26 protein-coding genes are annotated in these 26,712 nt (G+C 60.6%); 17 read left to right on the forward strand and 9 right to left on the reverse strand.

The genetic code is table 11. The features are described from left to right. Window positions 1-5: 5 nt before the first annotated feature. Window positions 6-2,261: a xanthine dehydrogenase family protein molybdopterin-binding subunit gene (locus AC1DO7_RS08010; RefSeq protein ID WP_477115975.1), complete on the forward strand. Its 2,256-nt coding sequence runs from the start codon at window positions 6-8 to the stop codon at window positions 2,259-2,261. A gap of 492 nt (window positions 2,262-2,753) precedes the next feature. Here the strand turns inward: AC1DO7_RS08010 and AC1DO7_RS08015 are convergent, their stop codons facing one another. Next, on the reverse strand, window positions 2,754-3,704 hold the full coding sequence (locus AC1DO7_RS08015; RefSeq protein WP_441614139.1) for a GlxA family transcriptional regulator: 951 nt from the start codon (window positions 3,702-3,704) through the stop codon (window positions 2,754-2,756). A 284-nt stretch (window positions 3,705-3,988) separates the two neighbouring features. Here AC1DO7_RS08015 and AC1DO7_RS08020 point away from each other — a divergent pair, with 284 nt between their 5' ends. From AC1DO7_RS08020 to AC1DO7_RS08040, 5 genes are all read left to right on the forward strand, one after another. Then, window positions 3,989-4,486: a response regulator transcription factor gene (locus AC1DO7_RS08020; RefSeq protein ID WP_477115979.1), complete on the forward strand. Its 498-nt coding sequence runs from the start codon at window positions 3,989-3,991 to the stop codon at window positions 4,484-4,486. Between the two features lie 94 nt (window positions 4,487-4,580). Then, the gene (locus AC1DO7_RS08025; RefSeq protein WP_477115976.1) at window positions 4,581-5,339 is read left to right on the forward strand and encodes an SDR family oxidoreductase; all 759 of its coding nucleotides are present in this window, start codon (window positions 4,581-4,583) and stop codon (window positions 5,337-5,339) included. 140 nt (window positions 5,340-5,479) lie between these two features. Then, window positions 5,480-6,628: an MFS transporter gene (locus tag AC1DO7_RS08030; RefSeq protein WP_441614137.1), complete on the forward strand. Its 1,149-nt coding sequence runs from the start codon at window positions 5,480-5,482 to the stop codon at window positions 6,626-6,628. Between the two features lie 17 nt (window positions 6,629-6,645). Continuing rightward, window positions 6,646-7,365 carry a hypothetical protein gene (locus tag AC1DO7_RS08035; RefSeq protein WP_441614136.1) on the forward strand — a complete coding sequence of 240 codons (720 nt, stop codon included), beginning with the start codon at window positions 6,646-6,648 and terminating at the stop codon, window positions 7,363-7,365. A gap of 881 nt (window positions 7,366-8,246) precedes the next feature. Continuing rightward, the gene (locus tag AC1DO7_RS08040; protein ID WP_477115980.1) at window positions 8,247-8,570 is read left to right on the forward strand and encodes an HNH endonuclease; all 324 of its coding nucleotides are present in this window, start codon (window positions 8,247-8,249) and stop codon (window positions 8,568-8,570) included. Window positions 8,571-8,788: 218 nt separating this feature from the next. On the opposite strand, the gene AC1DO7_RS08045 is transcribed toward AC1DO7_RS08040, so the two are convergent. After that, entirely contained in the window at window positions 8,789-9,694 is a 906-nt protein-coding gene (locus AC1DO7_RS08045; RefSeq protein ID WP_441614134.1) for a LysR family transcriptional regulator, read from the reverse strand. Window positions 9,695-9,919: 225 nt separating this feature from the next. Between AC1DO7_RS08045 and AC1DO7_RS08050 the strand changes: the two genes are divergently transcribed. From AC1DO7_RS08050 to AC1DO7_RS08070, 5 genes are read left to right on the forward strand one after another with little or no spacing between them, the layout of a single operon-like run. Next, on the forward strand, window positions 9,920-10,858 hold the full coding sequence (locus AC1DO7_RS08050) for a tripartite tricarboxylate transporter substrate binding protein (RefSeq protein WP_477115981.1): 939 nt from the start codon (window positions 9,920-9,922) through the stop codon (window positions 10,856-10,858). 3 nt (window positions 10,859-10,861) lie between these two features. Continuing rightward, the gene (locus tag AC1DO7_RS08055; RefSeq protein ID WP_441614132.1) at window positions 10,862-11,992 is read left to right on the forward strand and encodes an NAD(P)/FAD-dependent oxidoreductase; all 1,131 of its coding nucleotides are present in this window, start codon (window positions 10,862-10,864) and stop codon (window positions 11,990-11,992) included. Continuing rightward, window positions 11,961-12,272, forward strand: coding sequence for a (2Fe-2S)-binding protein (locus AC1DO7_RS08060; protein WP_441614131.1), 312 nt, complete (start codon window positions 11,961-11,963; stop codon window positions 12,270-12,272). The genes AC1DO7_RS08055 and AC1DO7_RS08060 overlap by 32 nt, the downstream gene beginning before the upstream one ends. Further along, the gene (locus AC1DO7_RS08065) at window positions 12,269-13,744 is read left to right on the forward strand and encodes an FAD-dependent oxidoreductase (protein WP_477115977.1); all 1,476 of its coding nucleotides are present in this window, start codon (window positions 12,269-12,271) and stop codon (window positions 13,742-13,744) included. Before AC1DO7_RS08060 ends, AC1DO7_RS08065 begins: the two co-directional genes overlap by 4 nt. After that, window positions 13,744-14,121 (forward strand): RidA family protein, encoded by a 378-nt coding sequence (locus tag AC1DO7_RS08070; protein WP_441614350.1) that lies wholly within the window; start codon window positions 13,744-13,746, stop codon window positions 14,119-14,121. The genes AC1DO7_RS08065 and AC1DO7_RS08070 overlap by 1 nt, the downstream gene beginning before the upstream one ends. Window positions 14,122-14,384: 263 nt before the next feature. Here the strand turns inward: AC1DO7_RS08070 and AC1DO7_RS08075 are convergent, their stop codons facing one another. Both AC1DO7_RS08075 and AC1DO7_RS08080 read right to left on the reverse strand, forming a co-directional pair. Then, window positions 14,385-15,647: an HNH endonuclease gene (locus AC1DO7_RS08075; protein ID WP_441614129.1), complete on the reverse strand. Its 1,263-nt coding sequence runs from the start codon at window positions 15,645-15,647 to the stop codon at window positions 14,385-14,387. A gap of 63 nt (window positions 15,648-15,710) precedes the next feature. Further along, a complete protein-coding gene (locus tag AC1DO7_RS08080; RefSeq protein WP_441614128.1) occupies window positions 15,711-16,619 on the reverse strand; it encodes an AraC family transcriptional regulator in 909 nt (302 codons plus the stop codon). A 115-nt stretch (window positions 16,620-16,734) separates the two neighbouring features. On the opposite strand from AC1DO7_RS08080, the gene AC1DO7_RS08085 reads away from it, so the two are divergent. The 5 genes from AC1DO7_RS08085 (at window position 16,735) to AC1DO7_RS08105 (ending at window position 21,507) form a co-directional block, all read left to right on the forward strand. Continuing rightward, window positions 16,735-17,100, forward strand: a complete 366-nt coding sequence (locus AC1DO7_RS08085) for a nuclear transport factor 2 family protein (protein ID WP_441614127.1) — start codon at window positions 16,735-16,737, stop codon at window positions 17,098-17,100. A gap of 591 nt (window positions 17,101-17,691) precedes the next feature. Continuing rightward, on the forward strand, window positions 17,692-19,008 hold the full coding sequence (locus tag AC1DO7_RS08090) for a serine hydrolase domain-containing protein (protein ID WP_477115982.1): 1,317 nt from the start codon (window positions 17,692-17,694) through the stop codon (window positions 19,006-19,008). 147 nt (window positions 19,009-19,155) lie between these two features. Continuing rightward, window positions 19,156-20,262 carry a porin gene (locus tag AC1DO7_RS08095; RefSeq protein WP_441614126.1) on the forward strand — a complete coding sequence of 369 codons (1,107 nt, stop codon included), beginning with the start codon at window positions 19,156-19,158 and terminating at the stop codon, window positions 20,260-20,262. Between the two features lie 306 nt (window positions 20,263-20,568). After that, window positions 20,569-21,117: a DUF2726 domain-containing protein gene (locus AC1DO7_RS08100; RefSeq protein ID WP_441614346.1), complete on the forward strand. Its 549-nt coding sequence runs from the start codon at window positions 20,569-20,571 to the stop codon at window positions 21,115-21,117. 9 nt (window positions 21,118-21,126) lie between these two features. Further along, window positions 21,127-21,507 carry a DUF4124 domain-containing protein gene (locus tag AC1DO7_RS08105; protein WP_441614125.1) on the forward strand — a complete coding sequence of 127 codons (381 nt, stop codon included), beginning with the start codon at window positions 21,127-21,129 and terminating at the stop codon, window positions 21,505-21,507. 89 nt (window positions 21,508-21,596) lie between these two features. Here the strand turns inward: AC1DO7_RS08105 and AC1DO7_RS08110 are convergent, their stop codons facing one another. From AC1DO7_RS08110 to AC1DO7_RS08120, 3 genes are all read right to left on the reverse strand, one after another. Further along, the gene (locus AC1DO7_RS08110; protein ID WP_441614124.1) at window positions 21,597-22,010 is read right to left on the reverse strand and encodes an ExbD/TolR family protein; all 414 of its coding nucleotides are present in this window, start codon (window positions 22,008-22,010) and stop codon (window positions 21,597-21,599) included. Window positions 22,011-22,051: 41 nt separating this feature from the next. After that, window positions 22,052-22,780 carry a MotA/TolQ/ExbB proton channel family protein gene (locus AC1DO7_RS08115; RefSeq protein ID WP_441614123.1) on the reverse strand — a complete coding sequence of 243 codons (729 nt, stop codon included), beginning with the start codon at window positions 22,778-22,780 and terminating at the stop codon, window positions 22,052-22,054. 72 nt (window positions 22,781-22,852) lie between these two features. Then, on the reverse strand, window positions 22,853-23,524 hold the full coding sequence (locus AC1DO7_RS08120) for an energy transducer TonB (protein ID WP_441614122.1): 672 nt from the start codon (window positions 23,522-23,524) through the stop codon (window positions 22,853-22,855). A gap of 784 nt (window positions 23,525-24,308) precedes the next feature. Here AC1DO7_RS08120 and AC1DO7_RS08125 point away from each other — a divergent pair. Beyond that, window positions 24,309-24,662 (forward strand): hypothetical protein, encoded by a 354-nt coding sequence (locus AC1DO7_RS08125; RefSeq protein WP_441614121.1) that lies wholly within the window; start codon window positions 24,309-24,311, stop codon window positions 24,660-24,662. A gap of 239 nt (window positions 24,663-24,901) precedes the next feature. Here the strand turns inward: AC1DO7_RS08125 and AC1DO7_RS08130 are convergent, their stop codons facing one another. Further along, window positions 24,902-25,336, reverse strand: coding sequence for a cupin domain-containing protein (locus tag AC1DO7_RS08130; RefSeq protein ID WP_441614120.1), 435 nt, complete (start codon window positions 25,334-25,336; stop codon window positions 24,902-24,904). Window positions 25,337-25,442: 106 nt separating this feature from the next. Further along, window positions 25,443-26,712: MFS transporter (locus tag AC1DO7_RS08135; protein WP_477115978.1), on the reverse strand; the 1,270-nt coding region annotated here is incomplete at its 5' end.

Here is a 26,712-nt window from a genome sequence, read left to right on the forward strand (position 1 = left end):
GCCACATGCGTATTCGTGGACTGGAAGCGCTGGCGGGCGGTGGTAGCACGGCCGCGCCCGAAAACAGCGTCGCGCCGCTCTCGCGCCGCACCTTTCTCAAACTGACCGGCGTTGCCGGCGGCGGACTCGCGCTGGGCCTGGTCGGCGGTGTCGAACTCGCCCAGGCAGCGGAAGACGGCGCGAAGCAAAAATCGYCGTCGCCTCCGCAGGCATTCGTGATCATCGCCCCCGACAACACGGTGACGATTGCGGTCAATCGGCTCGAGTTCGGACAGGGTGTGCATACCGCGCTGCCAATGGTGCTGGCCGACGAGCTCGACGTGGACTGGAAGAACGTGCGGTCAATGCTGGCCCCGGCCGGCGATGCTTACCGCGATCCGGGCTTCGGTATTCAGATGACGGGCGGCTCCACCGCGCTGATGCATTCGTTTACGCAGTATCGCGAGCTCGGCGCACGCGCCCGGGCGATGCTCGTGACTGCGGCGGCCAAACAATGGAATGTGGACCCCGCCAGCTGCGCCGCCGTGCAGGGGGTGGTCACATCGGGCACGCGTCGCGCCACCTATGGTGAGCTCGCCAATGCGGCCATGAGTCTGCCGGTGCCGACGACCGTGGTATTGAAGGACCCATCGCAGTTCCGCCTCATCGGCAAGCCAATGCCGCGCCTGGATGCCGCCTCGAAGCTGCGAGGCGACCCCGTGTTCGGCATCGATACCCGGCTCAAGGACATGGTTGTCGCCGTAGTCGCGCACCCGCCCCGCTTTGGAGGCAAGGTGAAGTCGTTCAACGCGGACAAGGCGCGCGCGATCAAGGGCGTCGTCGACGTCATGCAGGTGCCCGCGGATCGCGGCGGCTCCGGCCTGGCGGTGGTCGCCAACGGATACTGGGCGGCCAAGCAGGGGCGCGACGCGCTGCAGATCGAATGGGAGGACACGGGCTCGAAGGTCAGCACGCAGGCGCTTTACGAGGAATACAGCAAGCTTGCGATGCAGCCGGGCAAGATGGCGCTCCCGCTGGAGAGTGGCGACGTGCAGGCGGTCCTCGCGGGCRCTGCGCGCGTGATCGACGCCGAATATCGGCTGCCRTATCTCGCGCACGCGCCGATGGAACCGCTCAACTGTACCATGCAGGCCGAGATTAGCGGCAATAAGGCGACCAGCGTCAAGGTCTGGGTCGGCTCGCAATTTCAGACCGTCGATCAGACGGCGATCGCCCAAACGTTGTCGCTGCCGGTCGAGAAGGTGACGCTGAACACGATGATGGCCGGGGGTGGCTTCGGCCGGCGTGCCGTGCCGACGTCGGACTACCTGGTYGAATCGGCAGGCGTACTTCGCGAGTGGATTGCCAGAGGGCATGCCGAACCGCTCAAGGTCATGTGGAGTCGCGAAGACGATATCAAGGGCGGCTACTACCGCCCGCTGCACGTCCACCGCGCGCGCATCGGCTTCGACGAAAAGGGGCAGGTCGTAGGTTGGCAGCACGCGATCGTCGGCCAGTCGATCGTCATGGGAACCCCATTTGAGCCTGTTCTCGTGAAGAACGGCGTGGACTCGACCATGACCGAAGGCATCGTCGAGAACGAATACGCTCTGCCGATGCAGGTGACGGCCCATCACCCGAAGGTCGATGTCGCGGTGCTCTGGTGGCGCTCGGTGGGCAACACCCACACGAGTTTCGTCAAGGAGACGCTGATCGACGAGATCGCCACGGCCGCGAAGCAGGATCCCGTCGCTTGGCGCATGGCACGACTCGACACCACCAAGCATGCCCGACACCGCGCCGCCTTGCAGCTGGCCACGGATAAGGCCGGCTACGGCAAGCGCAAATTGCCGAAGGGGCATGCGTGGGGCGTGGCCGTGCACGAATCGTTCGGGACCGTAATTGCRTATGTCGTCGAAGTGTCCGTCGCCAAGGGCGAGGCGCGCGTGCACAACGTCACGGCCGGTGTCCACTGCAATCGCGTCGTCAATCCGCTGACTGCAGAAGCCCAGGTCCAGGGCGCATGCATCTTCGGCTTGTCGATGATTCGGCCCGGCTTCGCCATCGAGATGGAGAACGGAGTGGTTCGGAACAGCAATTTTCCGGACTATCCGCCACCGCGGATGCCCGATGCACCGCGCATCGACGTGTTCTTTGTGCCGTCCGAAGACGCACCGTCGGGACTGGGCGAGCCTGGCGTGCCGCCGATCGCACCGGCGGTCGCCAATGCACTGTTCCGGCTGACGGGCAAGCGCCAGCGGCAGATGCCCTTCGTCGTTTGATCGTTTGATCGTTTGATCGTTTGATCGTTTGATCGTTTGATCGTTTAGAGGCAGAGAGGCAGAGAGGCATCACGTCCTCTCTGCCTCACAATCTACTGTTAGCAGCAACCGTTTGGTTACTGTGCACCCTGTATGCCGCGCCCGCACTTGGTAGTGTTCCCTCAAAGGGCTTTGTCGTCCTCGATGACGATGGATTTGTAAGGTCGAGAACTTAGTTCATTCGATGTAACCGGGAATTAGCACCAGGATCAGTGTCGAGCTACAGAAAGAAACCTATAATGCACTTTTAATGTGAGACACCGACCGCTCATGGGTACTGACCACCCACGCGCCAGGATGCCCTATGCGCCTTGTCTGGTGTCGGCATCCGTCTGGGTGAGGTCGTATTCGAGCCGCGAGGCACGTCGTTTCGCAAGCCGGTGGTGCGACGCTGCGCATCCTAGCGTCGAAGACATGCTCGTAACGCGACCACATCGGTCGCTGGCCGTCAGTTCATTCCGTCACTTCTTGCTCGACTAGTGCATCATTTCGCCGGATGCTGCTTGGCGACACGCCGTAGGCGCGTACAAAGGCCCGGCGCATACGATCGCGGTCCGCGAACCCTGTGTCTCGAGCCACGGTTTCCATCGGGTGACGACCTGACTCGAGCATGGTTCTGGCCATTTCCAGCCGGAGCATCTCGACGGCCTTAGCCGGCGACTGCCCAGTCTCCTCGCGGAAGACACGGCTGAACTGCCGCGGCGACAGGCGCGCGGCATCCGCTAGCTCCTCCACCGTCAGCGCATTGCGCAGATTTTCCTTCGCGTAGATCAGTGCGCGTTTGACGCGATCGCTGCGCGGCTCGAGTTCCAGCAATGCAGAAAACTGGGATTGCCCACCGGGGCGGCGGTAATAGACGACCAGACGTCGGGCCACGTTACGAGCCAGCGCCGCGCCGTGGTCGTGCTCGATGAGCGCCAGGGCGAGGTCCATTGCCGCAGACATGCCGGCCGAGGTCCAAATGTTTCCGTCCTGAACAAAAATGCGATCCTCGTCGACACGAACCTGAGGAAAGGTTTCCTGCAATCGTCTGGCATGCAACCAGTGGGTGGTAGCAGTCTTTCCGTCCAGCACGCCGGCTTCTGCAAGTGCGAACGCGCCCGTGCAGATGCCCGCGACACGTCGTGCCTCGCGGGCCGCACGGCCGATGTAGGACTTCAGCCCGGGATCCAGGGGGCCCGGGACACGAATCCCTGCAACCATCAACGTATCGGGCATCGTGTCGAATTTGGTGGTCACGATCCCCAAGCCAATTGTCGAATGAACGATACCTCCGTATTGGGAGAGGATCGTCATGCGGTAGCCCTCTTCGCCGAGCTCCGCATTGGCCAGTTCAAACGCGGATAGCGCCGAGAGACCGATGACCTGGAATCCATTTTCCAGAATCAAGCCGATTTGCCGCATTGCTTCTTTCTCGTTACGTCAGCGTCCCAATGACAGTTTCATGAGACTCTCCCGCAATCTATTCCTGGCGCCTGACGCCGTCAAGTGAGCGGTCAGTGTCGAGCGCCGCGCAGCCTGAAGATGTCCGGAATCTCCGCGATTTCGTCTGTCCGCAGAGACACGACCAGGCCTATCCTTGCCATGCCTTCGCCCCTCCCTCGCAGGCGTAGGGCTCCGCCCCGGAACCGGCAACCGAACAAGGATGCCCAGCAATTCCGCATGCGACGAGCAGCCACCTCGTCCACATCGTCGATGACGAAGACGCAATCCGCACATCTTTGTCCAGCCTCCTCCGCTCCGCCGGCTTTGACGCGCGTACCTTCGAGCGCACATCGACCTTAAACGCGTCCGAGAAGCCGGACCGACCGAGCTGCTTGCTGCTTGACGTCCGCCTGCGCGGTGAAAGCGGTCTCTATTTTCAGCAGAAGGCCACCCAGGTCCATCGCATGCCCTTCATCTTCATGACGGGCTTCGCCGACATCAGCAGTTGCGTACGCGCCATGAAAGCTGGTGCTTGGGACTTTCTGCTCAAGCCGCTTGTTGATCTGAACAAGCAGATTGCAGCCGAACCTGGCATCAGCGATATCACCGTCAAGGTACACCGCGCTGCGGCTATGCGAAAGATGAGGGCAACCTCCCTAGCCGACATTGTGCGCAAAGCCGACCTAATCGGCCTCACACCGGACAGTGATGATCGTCTCCCCAATCACTTTGTCCTGAATCGACGGATTAATGACATGTGAAACCGCATGGGTTTCCGCCACATTAGAGGGCAAGTGGCGCTGTGGTCTGAAGCACCGAGGCAAGCGCTTTCTCTTCTAACGAAAGGATGTGGTAATGCAACTCACCGGGAATACCATCTTTATTACGGGCGGGACGTCGGGCATTGGCCTGGGATTGGCGAAGGCCTTTCATGCCTTGGGAAACAAGGTCATCATTGCTGGACGCCGCAAAGTACTTCTGCAGCAGATTTCGGTGGAGCATCCCGGCATTGATGGCGTTGAACTCGATATTTCCGACGCTGYCGACATCGCGCGCGTGGCGAAGGACTTGATCTCGGACTATCCCACGCTGAACGTTCTAATCAACAACGCGGGCATCATGCCGTTTGACGACGCGTCGACTCCCGTCGAGGATGCCGCGTCTCGCAGCATCCTCGACACCAACCTCTTGGGCCCGATCCGCATGACGTCGGAGCTCGTCGAGCATCTGAAGGGTCAACCGCGCTCGACGATTATCTACAACACGTCGGTGCTGGCGTATGTCCCGATCGCCACTAATGCGGTCTATTCCGCATCTAAAGCGGCGCTGCACTCTTATGCCCTGTCGCAGCGCTTCATGCTCCGCGCGACCAACGTGACAATCCAGGAGATCGCACCGCCTTGGGTCGACACCGACCTCGTCAAGAAGAGCGGCGATCCGCGTGCCATGCCCCTGGAGGCGTTTATCGAAGAAACCATGCGCGGCCTCGCGACCGAAGCGCCTGAGGTGTTTGTCGAGTCCATTCGCGCCATGCGCGATAACCCGGGACTCGGCGAGCATCAGTTGGTTCACGACTTCAACCAGCACATCGCCGATAACCCCATCCCGGTTTAACGAGAAGCCTGGCGCCCCGGCCCGGAGTGCCAGTGACCACGCGCAGGAGAAGATCTTTGTCACACAATAGCCGTGCGGTAACGGCACCCGCGGCCTCTGCGGTACCCGCCCCCGAACGCAACGACTCGCTAGTACCCGCCTTGTTTCTGGCGCTCGGCACGTTTGCGATTGGCACCGAGGGATTCATGATTGCGCCTCTGCTATCTACGATGGCAGCCGATTTCGGAATGACCGTGCCACATACCGCACTGCTCGTCGTGGTATTCACACTGACCATGGCCGTGAGTTCACCTGTCGCGACGGTCATGACGGCGCGATTACGGCGTCGCAGCGTACTTCTGTTCGCCATGACCATCTTTGGCGGAGGAAACCTGCTGGCCGCCTGGTCGCCCAGCTTTGGGCTCCTGATGGCCGCACGCGTGATGATGGCCGTTGCTTCGGGTCTGTATGTGCCCAACGCCAACGCCCTTGCCGGTGCGATCGTATCTGCTAGCAAGCGAGGCCGGGCGTTGGCCATTGTGAGCGGGGGTATGACACTGGCGATCGCGCTGGGCTTGCCTCTTGGCGGCGTAGTGGGACATGCCTTCGGCTGGCGTGCCACCTTTCTGGCGGTCGGCGCGATGAGCCTGACGGCGATTGCAGGGATTCTCGTCGGCGTCGCCCGGGATGCCGGTGCTGGCATTCCTGTGGCAACGCTATCGCAACGGCTCTCAATCGCCCGTCAGCCTGCCGTCGTCCGATTGCTTTCGGTGAGCCTATTCTGGTCCATCGGTGCCTATGCTGCATATCCCTATATCGCAGCCTACCTGTCTCGCGTGCTTGAATTCGACGCAGTTGGCATCAATGCGACTGTTTCGATGTGGGGCCTGGCGGCGGCAGTGGGTGTTACGGCGGGAGGCACGCTGACGGACAAGTTTGGCTCGAGCCGAGTGGCGCGCTACTCGCTTTTCGCCCTGGCACTTTCATTCTGGGCGCTCGCAGTGTCGGCCTCCACGCATACGGCGGGCCCGGCGCTGTTACCAGTCCTGGCGGCGATCGCGGTCTGGGGCTTCGCCGTCTGGGCGTTCTTCCCGGCACAGATGTCGCGCCTGATGGCAGCCGGCGGCCCGTCCCAGGCACCGCTCTCGCTGGCCTTAAACACGTCGACCATGTACTTCGGCTTTTCCATTGGCAGCGCAATAGGTGCGGCGATTCTGGCGACTGATGCCATCTGGGGCATTGGCCTATTCGCCGGCGCGTGTGAGATGGTCGCCCTTGTTCTCAATCGCCATGTGGCACCGGCTAGGTAATGAAAAAGGTCCATTCTATGAACAGCATCGCGAAAGCCATCATCGACGCCCACGGGGGCCTCGCCCAATGGCGGGAATTTACAAAGGTTCAGGCCGACTTGAGCCAGGGTGGGGCACTATGGGCTATCAAATCCCAACCCGGTGTACTCGACACGACTACGGTCACAGTAAGGACCGACAGTCAATGGGCGTCACACGAACCGTTCGGAACGCTCGCGAACAGGAGTGACTTTACGGGACGCCGAATCGCTCTACTAGATGCGGCTAATCAAGTTCTGGAAGAGCGTATCCAGCCCCGCACCTCGTTTGAAGGACACAAGCTGGAAACCTCTTGGGATCCACTGCAACTGGCCTTCTTCGCTGGCTGTGCTATGTGGACCTATCTGAATACACCATTCTTGCTCTCATGGGACGGTGTAGTGTGCGAGGACGCAGGGACATGGACAGAGCGCGGCGAAACATGGCGCAAGATCGAAGTGCGCTACCCAGATTCGCTAGAGGTATTCAGCAATGCGCAGGCAATCTACGTTGATTCCGACAATCTAGTACGTCGCCTTGACTATGACGTGGAGATCGCTGGCAATACAGCCGGAGCGCATTACGTCAGCGACTACATCACGGTTTCCGGAATCCGATTCCCGACTAGACGTCGCATCTATCCTCGCCTACCAGACGGTCAAGCGTTGTCGGAGCCGCTGGTCGTCTCTATTGATGTCAGCAACATTGCCCTCAGTTGAAGAGCCGCGCGAGGAAGTATCGCGCGGCTAAAGCATCCTTAACGCGGCAGCGCGCGCGGCACTACTTCGAGGACTTCGCCGGAGGCGTCTCCACGGTATCGAGGAAAACGACGTCTCCCCAACCATCCGGAACCGCAACGCAAATTCGAAGCCGTCGCAGCGCGGCATCGTCGATGCTGGCGCCTTCAGCTTTAGCTTTGGCGAGCAGCTTGACCTTGCCGGTGCCGCCGCAGCAGCGGTGATTTTGCGCAGGCCATGGCTGTTCATCGCCACTGGGTGGAGGTCGCTTGGTGGCCAAACACGTAGACCAGACCCGACTCAAATGGCTGCGTCTCTTGTCCGGCCCATAGCGGCCGTTGGGATCGTGATGTGCAGTGACGCCTCTTGGCCGGCAAGCGACCTCCGCTGGTCGGTTCCCCGTCGGCTTATGGCACCATTTAGCGTTCCAACTTTCCAACTAGCGTTCCGAGGCTGCGATCAGGCTTCCCTGCGTCTAGGAATACGCCTTAGACTGGACAGCGGCATTTGTCGACGCGTCAATGTCCTTCGCAGAGCCATTAGAGCTTTGCGGCGGCGCGGCAGTACGAGGTGCAATGTTGCGATTTTGCAAGGCGGGCGCGCCTTTCCCTTGCATCTCGGGAAAATGTGAGGCTAAACTCCTTGCTGTCAGTCTCCGCTAGGGGCTGAAGAGGTGCCAGCACGAGCTACTTGGCTGGTTCCCGTGTATGCCTTGTTAAGGGCGAGCGGGTTTCGAAGTTTCCGAAATCTTCCTGAACACAGGATCGCTCATGCCCTCGACTCTCGCGCGTCTGCGCGCCCGTGCCTTCCATCGTCAATCCGGTCGTTGCTTCTATTGCTGCTGCCCCATGTGGGAGCAATCCATGGGAGCGTTCGCAGCGACCTTCTATCTCTCCAGTCGGCAGGCTCGACACCTGCAATGTACGGCCGAGCATCTGCATGCCCGAGTCGATGGCGGCGGCAACTCCCAAAGCAACATCGTGGCCGCCTGCCGGCTTTGCAACGCCCGCCGACACCAGGGCAAAGCAGCGCGGGACGCTGCCCATCACAAGGAATACGTAGAGCGGCTCATGCGCCGGAGACGGTGGCACCACCCCTGGGTCTTCGAGAAGCTACTGCGTTCAGTCGGGTCCGTGAACCCGCCGACCCCCGCCGCCGTTGGCACCGATTGCGAATTCCACGCCTAGAATCCTTGGGTCGCCCCGTCACGACCGCTTGGCTGCGGCCAGCGGCTGGACCGCTCCCGACCCATTCCTGCCCCCCAGCGCTAGATCGTCAATGGCTTCTTTACGCGTTCAATCAGCCGTCAGATTCTGGGCAGGGAGAAATCCGAGCCTTAGATGAAACGCGGGCGGAAGAAATTTCCGCTTCCGGCAGCAAAAAACCGAGTGTCGCCGAAGGCATTCTAACGCCGCTTCGGGTGTCTAATCTCTTCCCTGAAGTCTTCGGCGAAAGCTTCCGCCAAGAGGAGTCTGGGTCCAGGATTCGGGAAGATGATTGCGTATCGCGAAGCTAGCTCTTCTCTTAATGGTCGCACGACGACGTCATGCGCTGAGAACAGCTCCGCAGCCCAGCGTGACACCAGTGTGATTCCCGCCCCGGCCGCTACGAGTCCGCAGGCTACCAAGGAATGGGGTGTATCCACAATGACGTTTGCCGCAACTCCAGCATTCGAAAACGCGTCGTCAATCTGGTGGCGCAGAAAACTGTGCTGGGACAGCAAAATTAGCCGCTCACTGGCAAGGTCCTTGACGGAAATTGCCCGCTTCGAGGCGAGTCGATGACCGACCGGCAGTACCGCGACTGCCGGACTGGGTTCCAGTGGCTCCATCGCGATAGCGGGCCGCGACAGCGGCAGTTCGATCAAGCCTACGTCGAACTGACGTGTAGCGACGAGATCCGCGACCTGCCGGGACGGCAGGCTCTCGATGTAGACGGATACATTTGGTCGGGTCGACAGAAAGCGAGCAATGGCCCTCGGCAACAGCCACTGAGAAATCGAAGGTAGCGTCGCAATACGCAGTGCTCCCGCGCGCTGGTTACGGATGTCTTCAGCGATCTGGGAAATCCGTTCGAGGCTGCCATAGATTGGCTCGATCTCACGGTATAACGCCTCCGCCTCAGGCGTCGCCACAAGCTTACGACCCCTGCGCTCGAAGAGCTTGTATCCGATGCGCAGTTCGAGGAGGGCGATTGCTTTGCTGACCGCCGGCTGCGTCACGTTCATCAGTTGCGCTGCTCCGACTACGGTACCCGTGCGCATTACGGAGTAAAAGGATTCAACTTGGCGTAGATTGACGGTCTTTTTCATACATAACTTTCTGGAATAAGCAGGCTGTAAAGAATGAATTGTCATGCAGAGGTAGCGCTTCTAAGATTCATTCACCCTGGACCCAAATCTTAGCGGCAAACCAGGGGTATGGAGATACGGACAAACATGCCCCCCGAACTCAAACATGACAAGACCCTTCTGCCACAGACGCCGCGCTGCGGCCTGGGCAGCTTACTGGCATCGGCAGGGGTCACCGCGTTCGCGATGTTCGCGTGCTTCCCGGTGAGCGCACAGGAGCCGACGCAGTCATATCCAACCCGCCCAATCAAACTGGTRGTCGGGTTTCCCCCGGGCGGATCYTCGGAYGCGACCGCGCGGTTRCTGGGCGCTGCGTTGAGYGTGAAGCTCGGCCAGCAGATTGTGGTGGAAAACAGGCCGGGCGCSAATTCCATCATCGCGACTCAGTATGTGAAGAGCCAGCCTGCAGACGGCTACACGCTCTTGTCGGTTTCCTCGTCGTTCGCCATCAATCCGGCCCTTCAGAAGCTGAACTACAACATCTATAAGGACTTCGCGCCCGTTGCGCTGCTCGGCGTCATTCCGCTGTGGCTCGTTACGCCGGCTAGCATTCCTGTGAAATCGATTCCCGATCTGGTCTCGATGGCCAAGGCGCAGCCGGGCAAGCTTCCTTATGCGAGCTATGGCCCTGGAAGTGCGGGTCATTTGGCATCGGAGTTGTTGCTGTCCAAGACGGGAATCAACATGATCCACGTGCCCTACAAAGGCAGTGGTCCTGCGCTGATAGACCTCATGAGCGGGCAGGTGACAATGATGATGCCCACAGTGGCGTCGTCAATCAACCTCGTCAAGGAAGGGAAGCTTCGAGCTATTGCCGTGTCGAGCAAGAAGCGTGTCTCAGCGGTCCCCGATGTTCCGACCATTGCGGAGTCGGGCGTACCTGGCTTCGAACTTGTGGCGTGGGAATCCATCCAGGCTCCGGCCAGCACCCCCGCACCTATCGTCAATCGACTAAACACGGCTATTCGCGAAGTGATGGCAACGCCAGATTTCCGCGAGAAGCTCGTCAAGCTCGGCATCGAACCGGATTCGGGCAAGACTCCCGCCGAGGTCGCTGCGTTCATTCGCAGCGAGGCAGACAAGTTCGAAAAGATTGTCCGCGAGCGCAACATCAAGGCGGAATAGGCCATGGGTACTGATCACATCGACACGCTCGTCATAGGCGGGGGCGTAGTGGGCCTATCCGTGGGATATGGGCTTGCCCGCAGCGGAGATACCGTGTGCGTGCTTGACGGAAGCGATGACGCCTTTCGTGCATCGAGAGGAAATTTCGGCCTCGTCTGGGTCCAGAACAAGGGGCTGGGTCGTCCGGCCTATGCACGCTGGACCATGCAGGCGGCGCGCGAGTGGCGAGCACTCGCGACGGAACTGCAAGACCTCACGGGAATTGACGTCCAACTTCAGCAGCCAGGCGGAATTAGTATGAGCTTCGATGAGAAGACGCTCTCTGAGTCCGCCGGGAAACTCGCAGTATTAGGTGCACAACTCGGTATCAACTATCCATACGAAGTCCTAGATCTGCCGAGCCTGCGCCGGCTCATCCCAGAAACCGGCCCGGATGTTGTCGGTGCGATTTACTGCGAGCTCGACGGTCATGTCAGTCCGCTGCGTACGTTGAGAGCGCTGGTCCAAGGCTACAAGGCTCTCGGTGGCCACCTGGTGACCGGCGTAAGCGTTGGGAAAATTGAGCACCGCGCGGGGGAATTCCGAGTCCGGGCTGGAGACCGCACGTTCTCGGCATCGCGCGTGGTACTCGCTGCCGGACTGGCGAACAGAGACCTTGCTCCCCAGGTAGGACTATGCGCCCCCGTACGACCTGTACGAGGCCAACTCCTGGTTAGCGAACGGGTGTCGCCATTTCTGCGATATCCGTGCCATTACGTGCGGCAGACGGGCGAAGGCGTTGTGCAGATCGGTGACTCGAAGGAAGAAGTCGGGATGGACGATGGCACCACGTTGCCTGAACTGGCTCGCATTGCAGCGCGAGCGGTGCGCAGCTTCCCAATGCTGGCCAATGTCAACTTGGTTCGCACATGGGGCGCGCTGCGTGTCATGACTCCGGATGGCTATCCGATTTATGAGCAGTCCGTTGAGTGCCCGGGAGCTTTCGTCGTGACGTGCCACAGCGGCATCACGCTGGCACCAGCACATTCCGGCCCTCTTGTGGAATGGATACGTACCGGCACCGAACCGGTTGAAGTTCGGGATTTCAAGGCAAGGCGTTTCGATGTTCAAGTCAATCAAGTTATCGCCCACTGAGCTGCAGCCGACTGTTGTCATCCACGTGGAAGGACAAGCGGTACATGCGTGCGCGGGCCGGACCCTGGCGACAGCATTGCTTGCCGCGGGAATCGTGCCTTTTCGAAAGACGGCAGTATCGGGAGCTCCACGGGCGCCGCTATGCCTCATGGGTGTATGTTTCGACTGCGTCGTAGAAGTGGATGGCGCTCAGAACGTGCAATCCTGTATGGTCGAGGTGCGCGAAGGAATGCAGGTGCGGTTGCCATCGGGCGCACGGCGCGTGGAGGCAGCAGCATGAGCTCAGGGAACAATGTTCGCTCCATCGACGAAAAGCGGATCAACGAAGGCTTCACCCACGACCTCATCATTATAGGTAGCGGTCCTGCGGGGATGTCGGCAGCGACAGTTGCGGCAGCGTGTGGCCTGCGGACTGTCGTGCTCGATGAACAGCCTCGCGCTGGCGGCCAGATATACCGGAATATCACGGTCGCGCCCCGAACGGTCAAAGAGTTGCTCGGTCCGGACTACTGCCATGGCGCGTCCTTGGCGGAGCGCTTTGCAAAATCAGGGGCCGATGTCCGGTACGGCACTTTGGTGTGGGATGTGGCGCGTGATCTGACTGTTACCGCGCAACAGTCAGGACGCTCGTTCAACGCCCGTGCTCCGCAATTGGTGATTGCCACCGGAGCGATGGAGCGCCCCTCGCCGTTACCCGGTTGGACGCTACCAGGCGTACTAAATGCAGGCGCTGCACAGATCGCTCTTAAGACGGCAGCTCAAGTCCCAGACGGCAGGGTTGTGCTGGTGGGAAGCGGTCCATTGCTACTGTTGGTTGCATGCCAACTGCTAGACGGAGGAGCCAAAATTGCCGGCATCATTGAGACAACCCCCACAGAAAACAAGCGGCGCGCATTGAAGCATCTGACATTGGCTGCAACGTGCCCGAAGATTCTCGGAAAAGGTCTACGGATGCTATGGAGGCTGCGCCGTGCGGGCGTACGCTTTGTCAAGCATGTGGAAGATCTTCGCATTGAGGCTACAGATGACGGTCAACGTGTGCGAGCGGTGTCATTCGTCGAGGGCGGCAGAGCGCAATGTATCGAAGCCGACGTTGCCTTGCTTCATCACGGCGTCGTGCCCAATACTCAGATAACCAGGCTCTTGCGTGTGGACCACTCGTGGAGCGATGAGCAACTGGCGTGGCATCCGACCGTTGATGCGTGGGGTGAGACGTCCTTGTCTGGGCTTCGAATAGCCGGCGATGGTGCGGCGATCGCGGGCGCTTTGGCTGCGGAGGMCAGTGGTGCCATCGCTGCCATAGGGGCTGCGGTGGCAATCGGAAGACTAGACGCTAAAAGGGGCGAGCAACTTGCGAAGTCTTGGCGCTCCGCGCTAAAGCATCAGCAGCGTGTCCGTCCATTCTTGGATGCCCTTTATCGCCCTCCAGAATGGCTCGTTGACTGTGCTGACGACACTGTTGTTTGCCGATGTGAAGAAGTCACCGCGGGGCGCGTCCGTGAGATGGCGAAGTTGGGGTGTGAGGGACCAAACCAGACTAAGTTCTTTAGTCGCTGCGGGATGGGGCCATGTCAGGGGAGGATGTGCGGAATCACCGTGACCCAGATACTTGCGAATACCCACCATCGTACGCCGAGTGAGATTGGCGCCTATCGCATTCGTGCCCCGATCAAACCAATAAGTCTTGGGTCGCTGGCCGCCCTAGCGTGCCCCCCCAATCAAGCACCACAAAAGAAGGAACACAAGTCGTGATGGCAATCCAGAGACACCATACGAATTCGCGTCTGAGCAAGGTTGTCCGCTATGGCGGACTGGTGTATCTGTGCGGACAAACTGCCAAAGGGAGTGCTTCCGCCACCGGCGATATCGCCGCGCAAACAAGTGAGGTCTTGTCACGTATCGAGGCGCTCCTTACTGAAGCGGGAAGCAGCCCTAGCCGGCTTCTCTCTGCGACGGTCCATCTGCGTGACATCAGGGATTTTCCAGGAATGAACGCTGTATGGGAGGGGTGGTTGGCAGACAACAAAGCGGAGGCACCCGTTCGTACTACTGTCGAGGCAGCGCTCGCCACGGAGGGGCTACGAGTTGAAGTAACTATAGTGGCGGCAGAAGGAAGCGCGGCTGTATAGGAGAGTAAGAAACCTAGCGATCGCTGTCCGAACTGCTACGCGTGCAGCCCTTAAAATGTTATGCGCGTGCGTTCTCATACGACCGCTGTGGATCCGGCTGCGGTCGTATGATCTGATGCGGCGAAGGTCAGTCATTGGCCGGCAAGCGTCCCCTGGCCGGCCAATCTCTCCGACTACACGTCAATCTGGTCCGCCAAAATATGCCTGGCGACTTGACACCACATGCCGATAGGGTCAAGTCGGCCGGCGCTGTCCATCTGGCCTCAGCGGTCGCCTAGCGATTGGGAAGAGGCGCTGACAAATTCCACACGGCGCTCTTCGAGCCGGTCGAATTCCGCGTTATGAAGCATTAGGTAGGCTGCACGCCTCTCGCATGGCTTGTTCTCAAGATCTTGCAAAGGACCAAGCTTGTTCAGATCGCAATGCGTCATGGACTTGGAGACTGCCAATTTTCCGTCCGGTCGGAAAGTGATCATATATCGATCAAACAACGCATCCAGGTTGGCTGACAGCAGTAGGCCATTCTTGGGGTCGAGCCTCTGTGCGTCGGTCGAATGCTTCCACGGCACGATGTGTGAGGCGCGCAGCGCCGAAAGAACGGTCAACCGCGTGACTGCACACGCGCTATTGAACTCTTGCTCGAGGTCGGCCCGAAATTGCCCTTGCCCCAGACGCACAGCCACTTCTGCGAGACGCTCCGTTTCGGATTTCGACTTGTCTGTCAAGATCGTCTGCAAGTCTTCCTGAATATTCGCCGCGTCCAGACTGCTTTCCGGCGGAAAGAAGGCTGCGTCAATCCGTCTCGCCCAATCGCGCATCAGCAGTAGACTTGTCGCTTCATCCTCGATCCATAGATAAGACCCGCTGTAGTCCGTATAGACGTGTAGCCGATCCGGATCACAGCCATGGTCGCGGGCGAAAGCATACTTTTCGAAATCTTGAGGCGCTTTCGCGATAGAGACCTTAACGCCTTCCTTTGGAAAGCGGTACAGGCAAGCATACGGAACTTTACTCAACCAAAGCTGCTCGCTCATCAGTCCGATGTAAATGCCGCGCCAGGTGATACGCAATGTTCGTCGTTGAGCCTTCACCGGGCCCTGCGTCGTAGCTGCGACAGTAAAGCCCTCCTTCTCCAACGAACGAATGATACCCATTGCAAAGGCATTAGGCGGGGCACCGGTATAGCCTGAAAAGGCGGATGTCGAGCCACTGGAAGTCATTGGGGTCTGGCTCGATGATTTCCCAGTTCTATCCTGCAGGAGGGAAATTTCATGCTTGATCAACGCCGCAAGTGACTCTACAGATTCCACCCTCTCCAGCGAGCGATCGCCCCCGGACGCGTGGGACTGTGCAAGCTTCAGATCCCATAGGCCCCGAGGCGCCGACTTGAGCCGAAAGATTCGGTTCAAAACACTCTTCTTGCCAAGGAAATAGCTGGTGCTATTGGTGTTCTTCTCTCGCTCCAGTTCGGGGAATCGTTCGCGAACCAAGGCGTGGATCTGTTCGAGACTTAAAGCGGTCTTCATGGGCCTATTGCTGGGAGGAAACCATCATGATACCGATTCGTTGATCTGAGCGTCGATTCACCGTCAGCGACCTTTCCATTGATGGCGGTACTTGATCGGCGAGACACCACGCGCCAACTTGAAGGCACGACTGAACGAAAACTCCGATCCATAGCCGACGCGCGACGCGATCTCACTGAGGCGTAGTTCGGTTTCCTCCAGCAGTTGCGCGGCAATGCCCATGCGCCAACGCGTCAGGTACTGATGCGGTGGTTCGCCCACCAGGGCGCAGAAGTTGCGGGCGAAAGCGGCTCGCGACAAGGTGGCTTCTTTGGCGAGTGCCGTGAGCGTCCAGGCACGTTCTGGTGCTTCGTGCATCCGCGCAAGGACCCGCGTCATTTGCGGCGACCGTAGGGCCGAGAACCAAGCGTTATCTGTAGGGGACGCATTTTCAGCCCATTCGCGCATCAAGTAGACGAACAAGGACGAAAGCAGATTCCGCACCACGATGTGGTTGCCAAAGTTCGGCGTCTCTACTTCGTTACGGAGCATGCGCAGCGTATCGCTCAGAGGAGAATGCCCGGGTTCCATCCCGGCGCGAAGCAGCACGGCCTGCGGAAGCGCCCTTAACGCGGGGAGCGCCAGATGCTGATCCAGGTCGAACTGGCCGCAAATGAGCGTGGTGGCCTTGGGATCCGGGTCAACGACGCCGTCGCGTCTGGCAAGGAATGTATCGAGTGGAATGGCCTTGCCTCGCTTCGAATGCACGACTTCATGCGCACCACCGCGCGGGAACAGAACCAGTTCACCAGCACGCAATTCCAGCGTCTGCGCATCAGATTGACGCACGAAGGCATGTCCTTCCGCAGCGAAATGGAACACCACGGCATCGCGACGCTGCACCGCAAAGCCCCATGGCCCTGCCACGCGCGTGCGTACCAGCACCAGGCCATCGGCTCGGACCGCCTTTAACCAACCGTTCAACGCTTCCATGACCTCATCATAGCTGCTGAATGAGACGAAATGATATGAATTCTGGATGCATCGATATGGATCATCTTCCCTTGGGCTGCTTTACTACGGAACACCCCTCCCCGAAAGGCGAACCATGAACAGAGAACGCATTCAAGCTGCCATCGACACCATCTACGCACGCATCTTCAACAACGGCGAGTCCGAGCTATTGCCGGGCCTGGTTGCGGGTCCGTACATCCAGCACAACCCCCTGTTTCCGGATGGCACCGACTTCATCGCCGGCTACATCAAGCAGGCCGGCAAAGTGCCGTGCGAGGTCAAACGTATCGCGATCGATGGCGACCTCGCATTCATTCACGTGCGCTATCTGGACTGGGGCGGCAAGGAAACCGCAGGCGTCGACATTTTCCGCTTTGACGCCAATGGAAAGATCGTTGAGCACTGGGACGTGCTGCAGCCGGTACCGGAGACGGCCAACAACACGAACACGATGTTCTGAGCAGGCGAGGGACTCGCACGAAGCAACCCGTACGATGTTGGCCTGGCGCGCTGTCAACCTGAGTCAAAGGGAGCTGGCCCATGTCCGCCTATGAAACCGTGCGGGTCAATACATCACATGTGGTGATGACCCGGTGATGACCGTCACCCTATTCAATCCACCGATCCACCTTGAAACGGACGCGATGATGGCGGACCTCGATCGCCTTCACCGCCGTCTTGATCCTTGGCCCTGACTGGCTGTAGCCGCCACATTTGCCCGCGCCGAGTGCCATTTTTGGGTTCATCGCCGATTTGCGTGGGCAGCTTTGCGGGTTGCGTGTGGTGGTTCGTATGCAGCAGCCCGGTGTCCGGGCCTTGTTACCGTTGTCACGCTTGGCTGGGCCTGCTTCGCCGACGCCGCGGCCGCGGCGACGACCCATTCCCAACGGTTATGGCGTTATGCCGGGCAGCCTATTGCCGGATATCCGCTACACGCCGCATCCTCCGTTGCAACGCGCTAATCGAAGCGCGGGCAAACGGAGGAGACAAGGTGCGGTTCCCATTTTCCATTGGCAAGCCAGGCGTACGGCGCTGTAACGCAATCGCAGCGATGGCACTGCTGGGCACGCTGCCGGCGGTGACGTTGGCGCAGCCGCAGGCTGCCCTGTCGGCGGCAACCCCGACGTCAATTCCGGCGGCAGACCCGGCCACCAGCATCATGCAAGGGTTTCCGCCGCCACCCGACGCACAGGTCAACAGCAGCAACGCGTTTCGCTACCCCTACCTGCGCTGGGCCTTCCGGCACGCGCGCGAACTTTCGCCCACAGCAGGCATTCGGCACTCGGCACAGCCCCTGCCCATGCCGGTGCAACCCGTTGCGGGCCTGGACCTGGTCAGCTTTGAAGTCGACCGTCAGACCATCCGGCTTGATGAGTACTTGCGCCAGACCCATACGGACGGCTTCATCGTGCTGCACGAAGGGCGCATCGTCTACGAGCGCTACTTCAACGGTTTCGGCGCTGAACAGATGCATATCTGGGCATCGATGACCAAATCGGTCACCGGGCTGCTGGCTGCCATGCTGGTCGACGAAGGCAAGCTCGATCCAGAAACCAGATTGTCCACCTATGTGCCCGAACTGGCCGGCACCCCATTCGGCGAGGCCACCGTCCAGCAGAACCTCGACATGGAGGTTGCCGTCGGTTATCCGGAACACCTTCCACCAGATCTTGGCCTGTTCGGCGCGGTGGGCATCCTGCCGCGCCGCGAAGGTGCTCCGGACAATATCTATGCCTTCCTGAAGGTGGCCATCCCGGCCGCGGACAAGGCAGCGGATGTCTGGTACTACCAGAACGGCTCGCCCGAAGCCGTAGCCTGGGCCCTGCGCCGCATCACCGGAAAGTCGTGGGCGCAAATGGCTTCAGAGCGGATCTGGTCGCGCTTCGCCGAGGATGACGCCAGTGTCCAGATCGACCGCCTTGGCACCGAGATGGCCAGCGGCGGGATCAGTAGCACTCTGCGCGATGCGGCCCGTTTTGCCGAGTTCGTCAGACTGGCGCAAGCGCAACGCTTGCCAGACCACGTTGCCAATGCCACGCGCATCGCGCTGCAGCCCGGCCACAATCAGGCCCGGTTTGCGCGGGGCAACCTGGCAGCCGGTCGGCAGGGCTACGCCTATCGGGACTACTGGTACCAACGCAACGATGGCGACGGCTCGGTGGAAGCCGGCGGCCGCTTTGGCCAGAAGATCTACATCAACCCGCGCCGGGCGCTAACCATCGTCAAATTCTCTTCGAGTCCCGACACCGCGCCGCGCGCTACCAGCGCCAGCGACAAGCGGCAGACCGCGGCATCGCGCGGGCCGCTTGAATCGTCCGAGACATTCGGCCGGGCCGCGCAGGCCATCTACGGCGCCATCGCGCGCTGACGCCTGACGGCAGGCTGCCTGGCGGCCTGGCTGTGTGCGCCCGCGCCGGACGCCCGCTTCGCGTTCGTCCGGCGACTTCCGGTCTCGCTTGCGGTGCCACCTGCCGCGCCGTCCATGAAGAAATCAATAATAAAGGAGACCACCAGAATGAAGACGCCCCTATGGATGTTGTCCGCCGCCTGCGGCGCGCTGTCCGGCGCGGCCCAGGCGAGTGTCACGTTGTACGGCGTGGCCGATGCCAATATCGAGTACGTGAACCATCTCTCGCCGAAGCTGCCCACGCAGCCCGGCTTTCCCGGGCCGGGGGAAACACGTGTGGCGCTGAACTCGGGCGGCCTGTCCGGCTCGCGATGGGGCCTGCGTGGCACGGAGGACCTGGACGGCGGATTGAAGGCGGTGTTCGTGCTGGAAAGCGGCTTTGGCCTCGACGATGGCAAGGCTACGCAGTCGGGGCGCTTGTTCGGCCGCCAGGCGTTCGTTGGCCTGCAGAGCGAGCGCGCCGGGCGGATAACGTTCGGGCGCCAATACACGGCGATCTTCGACGCGTTCTCCAACTTCTCACCATCCGGCTATTCGACCCAATATGAACCGATCGCCGCACAGCTGGGCCTGGATTTCCGCTCGGACAATATGGCGAAATACACTGGCAACTTCGGTGCCTTGACGGCCACCGCCGACTGGTCGTTCGGCAACGGCGTGTTCGGCAACGGTGAGGCTCCCGGCCAGTTCCGCCGCGACACTGGCTATGGCGCCGGCCTGAATTACTTTTCCGGTCCCTTCGGCCTGGCGTTTGCCTTCAACCGCTACAACCCCACCATCCCGACCAGTGGCGACGTCGGCAATTTTCGCAAGGCCGGGGTGGCTGCCAGCTACAGCGCGGGCCCGGTCAAGCTGATGGCCGGCTACCGGTGGGGCCTGAACAAGGCGAGCAACGGTGCCACCATCGTAAGGGACGACTATTACTGGGCCGGCATCAACTACCAACCTACCACTGCGCTGGGCCTGACGCTCGGCTACTTCTATGACGACGTCAAGATGCTCAGCGGCACCAATGTACCCAACGCCTGGCAAATCAGCTTCATCGCCGACTACAACCTGTCAAAGCGCACCGATATCTATCTGACCATGGCCTACGTGCGAAATGCTGGCATCAATTTCGATACTTCGGCGGTCAGCTTCGCCAATGGCTATTTCCTCGGGGCGAACGACCGCACCATGACGGCGGTCGCCGTCGGCATCCGACACAAGTTCTGATGGGTGACCGCCGGGAAGGTGGCGGGGCTCATTCCCGGCGGCTACCCACTGATATCTTGCGGTCGACATCGCGCATGTAGGGCGCTAAGACAGCTCCCGGCAAGCCTTTGTCTGCGGCAAAGGCGCCGTGCTGCCCCCGAAGGCGGCGGAAAACCCCCTTCCCTAACGCCTTCCGCACACTCTGGCGAGCGCCGGGCTGCGCATCCCGACCCAAGCTCGCCCCACTATGGAGGGGTGCTGCCAGGTCGTGTTAGTGCTTAGTATCGCGCGATACAACAATAGGCGCAGGAGGGTCAAGTGAAAGCGATGCTCGGGCTGGTGTTCCTTTTCGGCATTGTCGTCGTTGTCCTGTCGGTACTGAAGGCGGCAGGCGCAGGCGGGAGTCCCTCTAAGCATTTTCGCTTTGCCCGCAGAGCGCCATTCTTGCGCCAGGATGAGATACAGCTCTACGAGCGGCTGAGCGCGGCGCTGAAAGAAACGCACGTCTTTCCCCAGGTCGCAATGTCCGCGTTTGTACAGCACAAGGGAAAATCACAGGCCGCCAGGAACCTGTTCGCTCAGAAGTATGTCGACTACCTGGTTTGTGAGCGCAAGACGATGCGGCCGCTCTATGTCATCGAGCTTGACGGCGCCTCGCACGGTAGCGCTAAAGCACAGAAGCGCGATAAGCAAAAGAATGATGTTCTTGCATCGGCCGGTATCCCGATCATGCGCTACACATCCAAGGACGTCGAACTGGGGACGATCCTCAGCGACTACATCACTGTTATCTCGCCACAGTCGACTGAAGGAACTGGCCCGTCAGGACCGGAGAGCGCGCGAAAGCTGCGCGCTGTGCAGGCACCCGTATCCTGAAGTTGCACCATGCAGAGGTATCTGACAATCGCGATGTTCGTCATGGCCACGAATGCCGCCGGCCAGACCATCTATCAATGCCGGAGCGCCGCGGGGCAAGTCACGTTGCAGGATGCCCCGTGCCAGAGCGACGCAAAGACGGAGATGGTAAAGAAATCCATCGGCCAACAAAACGCAGAGTATCGCGCTGAACCGTCATCCGTCTTCGATCCCAAGGGGCAGGCCAGGCTCACTTCAAGCATCATCTGCCCGTCGCTGCGCCAGTCCTACCAGGCTGCTGTTACCAACGCTGAGCGTGCCATGCTCAGCCATAATCCGGTACAGACGCAGCAAGCGTCGGAGGCTGTACAGCGCGCTGGCGCACAAGTATCCAGATACCGGTGCGAATAGCTATACGCTGAACCCACACAGCAATTCTCCTCTGAGATCTCCAAAAACACGGGCGTTCGCATCRGCGCCGATTCTGCCTAGCAGCAGTGTCAACGCCTCGGTTCGGTAATGAACCCGATTTTGTCGATGCCGCCGCGCTGCGCGGCCGCCATCACCTCGGCCACGCGCTCGTAGCGCACGTCGCGATCCGCGCGCAGATGCAATTCAGTTTGCGGCCGCAGCTTGACGGCTTCCGCAATGCGTTGCTCCAGCGCGGCGTTGTCTACCAGCTGCTGGTTCCAGTACACCCTGCCCTGCGCATCGATCGACAGCTTGATGTCCTGCAGCCTGGTGTCGTTGGGCTGGTTGCTCGCACGGGGAAGACTGATCTTCACCGCCTGATTGATGACAGGAATGGTGATGATGAAGATGATCAGCAGCACCAGCATGACGTCGACCAGCGGCGTCATGTTGATCTGGCTCATCAGTTCGTCATCGTCTTCGTCGAGCGTGCCAAATGCCATGATGCTTATCCCTCCTGTTTCGGGCCCAGGGATGCAGGCGCTCAGTTCTCGACAGCCAGCCGCATCGAACCGTCATCGGCGCGCGCGCTCGTGGTGGGGCGCACGCGGGCGCCGGTCACGAAGTAGGCGTGCAGGTCGTGCGCAAAGCGGTTGAGCTTGCTGATGACGCCCTTGTTGCCCCGGCTTAGTGTGTTGTAGCCGAGCACGGCCGGGATTGCCACTGCCAGGCCGAAGGCGGTCATGATCAGCGCCTCGCCCACCGGGCCGGCCACTTTGTCGATGGTTGGCACGCCAGCGCCACCAATGCCGATCAGCGCATGATAGATGCCCCACACGGTGCCGAACAGCCCGACGAAGGGCGCGGTCGAGCCGACCGAGGCCAGCACAGCCAGGCCCGATTGCATGTGCGCCACGGCTTCGTCGTTGGCGCTCCTGAGCGAGCGAGTCAGCCAGTCCGAGATGTCCAGTGCATCCTGCAGTTGCGGCTGGCTGGCGAGATGGTGCTGCGCGGCTTCGCGGCCGGCCATGGCCAGCGCGCGGAACGGGTTGGCATCGTTGGCGCCCAGCGTGTCGAGTGCGTGATCGAAATTGTCCGACCGCCAGAAACGCATTTCGGCGCCACGTGCCATCGACTTGAGGCGAACCAGATCCCACGCCTTGGTGAGAATCACGATCCACGAAAGCACCGACATGATCAACAGAATGATGGCGGTGGCGCGCATGACGACATCGCCTTGCGACCAGAGGTGTGAGAGTCCGAGGTCCTGCATGGTGGCTCCTGGATAGGCGGTGAACAAGCGGTGAATAGGCGGCGTTTAGCGGGCGCGGAAAGTTCCGGCAGTTCAGTCCAGTTCGAAGGTGACCGGCTGCTGTGCGGTGACCGCCACGCCACGGCCGTTCTCCATATAGGGCTTGCAGCGCATCGCCTGTACCGCATTGACCGCGGCCGTATCGAGGCGGGTGGATCCGCTTGAGCTGACAACGGCCGCTTTGACCACGCGGCCGTTTTCGTCAGTGGTCAGGCGCACGATCGTCTTGCCGGTTTCACCCGTGCGGCGCGATTGCGCCGGATAGGTGACCTGCGGCGACGAGCAAGCGATTTCACCGATTCCCACCGCGCGGGGCGCGGCGTTTGCCGCTGCGGCAGGTGCGGCTGGTGCGGGCGGCTCCAGCGCCGGAGCTGGGGCAGCGGGCGGAGGCGGCGGCGCCTCGATCGCGTTCGGCAGCGGCGGCAATGATGCTACGGCGGTCGGCGTGGGTTGCGGCTTGGGTGGGTTCGGGTTCGGGTGCGGCGTCACCACCCTGGCCTGTCTGGGCGGCGTCGGTTGCGGCGTGGGTGGCTCCGGCGCTGGCGGTTGTTGCGGCAGTTCCATCGGGATGATGCGCGCGATGATCTCGGGCCCGACAACCGCCTCGGTCAGCTTGCGGCCCAGGCCGGTCTGGATCAGATAGAGCAGCCCTGCGTGAAGGAGCAGGACGACGATGGCGACCTTGAGGAATCGTTGATCAAACATGGGAAGAGTCCCCGCTAATGGCGCTAACCGTTGCACGGCTCCGACTCTGGAAGCCACTGAGCCGACAGACGGCACTGCCGCTCTCGGGCGACAGCGCGTTGCGTACCTAGTCCAGGCGCCTGGCTGCGACCACGAGCGTGTGCAGGTTTTATCGCTTCCTGCTGTGTCAGGCTGCCCCGCGGTGGAGAGGGAGACGGTGAGAGAGGCGGATTGGATTCTGCCGATTGGGCATGGGCGACAGCGGCGACAGCGGCCGCGCCGCCGGCCGCGATGGCGCGTAGCGGAAAACGGGTCATGGCAAACGTGCGGGCCCGCACTGCCCGACATCGGCAGGTGCCGCACAGGGGTTCGTCTGCTGGTGAGYCTGCAGATGCGCGAGCGCATGGACCGCCACCACCGACTGAGCGAACAGCAGGAACAGGACCAGCAGGATCGATAAGCAGCGCTGCCGCATGGGAAGCAAGGAAAGAGGATCAGCACTCTTTGCAACTTTGTTGCAAGTCTGCCACCAACAAACCGGGCAAGCAATCGCTCAGTGGCGAGGTGGCGCTGCGCAGGACTGACGGGGATCGTCAGCTTGTCAGTTGTACTGCCACGACTGCCCCGCAGGTGATCGCGCCTTCTCTTCGCCACGCGTGTCCGTCAACAGGACCGAAGCTGGGACGCAGGTTTTGAATGTGGGTCCACGGCGTCGCGATGGCGGGCCATTCGCTCGTCTATCATGGTTGGCAGGCGCGCCTGTTTGCCGCTGAACCGTGCGGCAACCTATCGAAAGGAGTCTGGCATGAGCACTTGCGATCTGCCGCACCATGCCCACCATCATCACCGGCATGGCATGCACTGCGGCCATACGGCAATCCGGCACAACGGACACATCGATTTTCTGCATGACGGCCATTTGCATCATCCGCATGCGAGCCATGTCGATGAGCACCGGCTAGAAGTCGGTGAGAAAAATCCCGACCGATGCACGCCGGACCACAACTGCGGGGGGCACGAGCCCGGGCATGTCCACGGCCCCGGCTGCGGGCACGAAGCCGTGCCACACGGTGACCACATGGACTACCTGGTCAAGGGCCATCTTCACCATCCACACGGTGACCATTGCGACGATCACGGCCCTGTAGATCTGGCGTAGCGAATGGCGTGGTGTACTGGGTGCCGCTGAGCAGGCGGATGGGGGTGTTGCACACACCCCCCATGGCGACGATATTGGCTGGCATCCGCATCCCGACCCTTCTCGGACAATGACGAGATCATGTCTTCTGGCGGCTTAGGCATTGTGGATTCAACCGGTCAACGCAACGGATTGATGGAATCGTTCAGCCGGTGTATCGAAGTCCAATGTCTTTCGGGGGCGCTCCTACGCGCAACGCGTCAAGCCGCCCGTTGCTTCCATGGCGTTGGCTTCGGTACCGCACAAGGTCCTTCCACCTCAATGCTTGCGAAATCGGCAGGTCCCACTACCTCCAGATACTCCATGTCTTCAGAGTAATCGAAAAGGTAGTGCCTGATTCCCGGCGCCTGATGCACGCAATCACCTGCGGCCACCAGCGTCTCGCGGTCCTCGTACATGAAGCGTGCCCAACCTTTCAGCATGTAGACGATGTGAAACTCTGCCTTATGTACATGCCATCCAGTGCCGTTTTCCGGTGCATTATTCGCCCGCACCAATTGCGCGATCACGCGTCCGTTCGTGGCGGCAGCAATGCCAAGGTCGCGATACACAAAGAAGTCGCGAAGGCCTTCACCCCGGAACGCCGTGTCGGTTGGAAGCACGTGCGAGAAGCGGGTAATCGTTGTGGGTTTCATTACAGATCTCCTTTGCTGGATTCATTTCTGGCCGCCATACGGTGCAGTGAAATATTGGTGCTGCGGGCTGCGTGAAACGCTGCCGTCCTGATGGAAGCGAAAAGGCCTAGTCCGGTTGCGCGGCGCCCACACGCAAGGCGCTCTTGGGCAGTACAAACAGAATGGCGAGACCACCGATGACCATGATGGCAGCGATGACATAGATGCCGTATGACAAGCTTCCGGTCTGCCCCTTGATAAAGCCCAGTAGTGTCGGACTGACGAAGCCGCCAACCACGCCGATGGAACTCACTAGTCCGATTCCCACCGCAGCGGCCTCTTTGCGCAAGTACGTCGGCGGGATGGCCCAGAATGCAATGCCGGCACCGAACTGGAAGAAAGCGCCGAAGCAAAGGACTGCGAGGCTCGCGGCGAGCGAGGACTGAAGCCATGTGGTGGATGCCAGCGCGGCCGCCGCAATGATGAGAGCACCGCCGACGTGCCAACGTCGCTCCTTGAATCGGTCCGAACTGCGCGTCAGCAACAGGACGCCCGCACCAGCGCACACATACGGGATGGCAGAGTACCAGCCGATCTGCGCGACATCGGTGACGCCCAGTCCCTTGATCATCGTTGGCAGCCAGAACGTAAAGGTGTAGTTCGCACAGGCTGTAGCAAAGTAGATCAGCGCGAGCAGCCACACACGAGCATCAAAGAAGGCCTGGCGAAGCTCCGATCCCACTCCACTGTGCGCACTGGCGGCTCCAGATGCATCAGCACCGAGAGCGTTCTGGATAAGATCCTTCTCCGCGGGCGTCAGCCAACCGGCATCCGCAGGCCTGTTCTTCAGCAAAAGGAAGCAGGCGATACCCAGAAATGCCGTGGGCAACCCTTCAAGCAAGAACATCCACTGCCATCCCGCGTAGCCACCGACGCCGTTCATCGACGACATGATCCAGCCAGACACCGGACCACCGATGATTCCCGACACTGGAATGGCGAACATGAACATACCCGTGACGGCCGCACGGCGCGTGCTTGGGTACCAGTAGGTGAGGTACAGGATGATGCCAGGAAAGAAGCCGGCCTCGAAAACGCCCAGCAGGAAACGCACCACGTAGAACTGTGTGGAAGTCGTGACAAACATCGTAGCGGCCGATGTCAGGCCCCACAGCACCATGATCCGCAGAATTGTAAGCCGTGCGCCGATGCGTTCGAGCAGGAGGTTACTCGGAACCTCGAACAGCAGGTAGCTGAGAAAGAAGATGCCCGCTCCGAGGCCATACACGGCATCGGAAAAACCCAGATCTCCCTTCATCTGCAATTGCGCGTAGCCGACGTTGATCCGGTCCAGGAACGCCAGCAGGTATGAGAAGAAAATCAGCGGCAGGATCCGC

Source organism: Cupriavidus sp. 05N40 (assembly GCF_056397305.1).

Coding starts and splice junctions, on each gene's coding strand:
- AC1DO7_RS08040 (WP_477115980.1), top strand. CDS start 8,247: ATGGGAGCGTTCGCAGCGACCTTCTATCTCTCCAGTCGGCAGGCTCGA.
- AC1DO7_RS08095 (WP_441614126.1), top strand. CDS start 19,156: ATGAAGACGCCCCTATGGATGTTGTCCGCCGCCTGCGGCGCGCTGTCC.
- AC1DO7_RS08125 (WP_441614121.1), top strand. CDS start 24,309: ATGAGCACTTGCGATCTGCCGCACCATGCCCACCATCATCACCGGCAT.
- AC1DO7_RS08075 (WP_441614129.1), bottom strand. CDS start 15,647: ATGAAGACCGCTTTAAGTCTCGAACAGATCCACGCCTTGGTTCGCGAA.
- AC1DO7_RS08130 (WP_441614120.1), bottom strand. CDS start 25,336: ATGAAACCCACAACGATTACCCGCTTCTCGCACGTGCTTCCAACCGAC.
- AC1DO7_RS08085 (WP_441614127.1), top strand. CDS start 16,735: ATGAACAGAGAACGCATTCAAGCTGCCATCGACACCATCTACGCACGC.
- AC1DO7_RS08080 (WP_441614128.1), bottom strand. CDS start 16,619: ATGGAAGCGTTGAACGGTTGGTTAAAGGCGGTCCGAGCCGATGGCCTG.
- AC1DO7_RS08015 (WP_441614139.1), bottom strand. CDS start 3,704: ATGCGGCAAATCGGCTTGATTCTGGAAAATGGATTCCAGGTCATCGGT.
- AC1DO7_RS08045 (WP_441614134.1), bottom strand. CDS start 9,694: ATGAAAAAGACCGTCAATCTACGCCAAGTTGAATCCTTTTACTCCGTA.
- AC1DO7_RS08035 (WP_441614136.1), top strand. CDS start 6,646: ATGAACAGCATCGCGAAAGCCATCATCGACGCCCACGGGGGCCTCGCC.
- AC1DO7_RS08100 (WP_441614346.1), top strand. CDS start 20,569: ATGCTCGGGCTGGTGTTCCTTTTCGGCATTGTCGTCGTTGTCCTGTCG.
- AC1DO7_RS08110 (WP_441614124.1), bottom strand. CDS start 22,010: ATGGCATTTGGCACGCTCGACGAAGACGATGACGAACTGATGAGCCAG.
- AC1DO7_RS08105 (WP_441614125.1), top strand. CDS start 21,127: ATGCAGAGGTATCTGACAATCGCGATGTTCGTCATGGCCACGAATGCC.
- AC1DO7_RS08115 (WP_441614123.1), bottom strand. CDS start 22,780: ATGCAGGACCTCGGACTCTCACACCTCTGGTCGCAAGGCGATGTCGTC.
- AC1DO7_RS08070 (WP_441614350.1), top strand. CDS start 13,744: ATGGCAATCCAGAGACACCATACGAATTCGCGTCTGAGCAAGGTTGTC.
- AC1DO7_RS08060 (WP_441614131.1), top strand. CDS start 11,961: ATGTTCAAGTCAATCAAGTTATCGCCCACTGAGCTGCAGCCGACTGTT.
- AC1DO7_RS08120 (WP_441614122.1), bottom strand. CDS start 23,524: ATGTTTGATCAACGATTCCTCAAGGTCGCCATCGTCGTCCTGCTCCTT.
- AC1DO7_RS08090 (WP_477115982.1), top strand. CDS start 17,692: ATGGCACTGCTGGGCACGCTGCCGGCGGTGACGTTGGCGCAGCCGCAG.
- AC1DO7_RS08055 (WP_441614132.1), top strand. CDS start 10,862: ATGGGTACTGATCACATCGACACGCTCGTCATAGGCGGGGGCGTAGTG.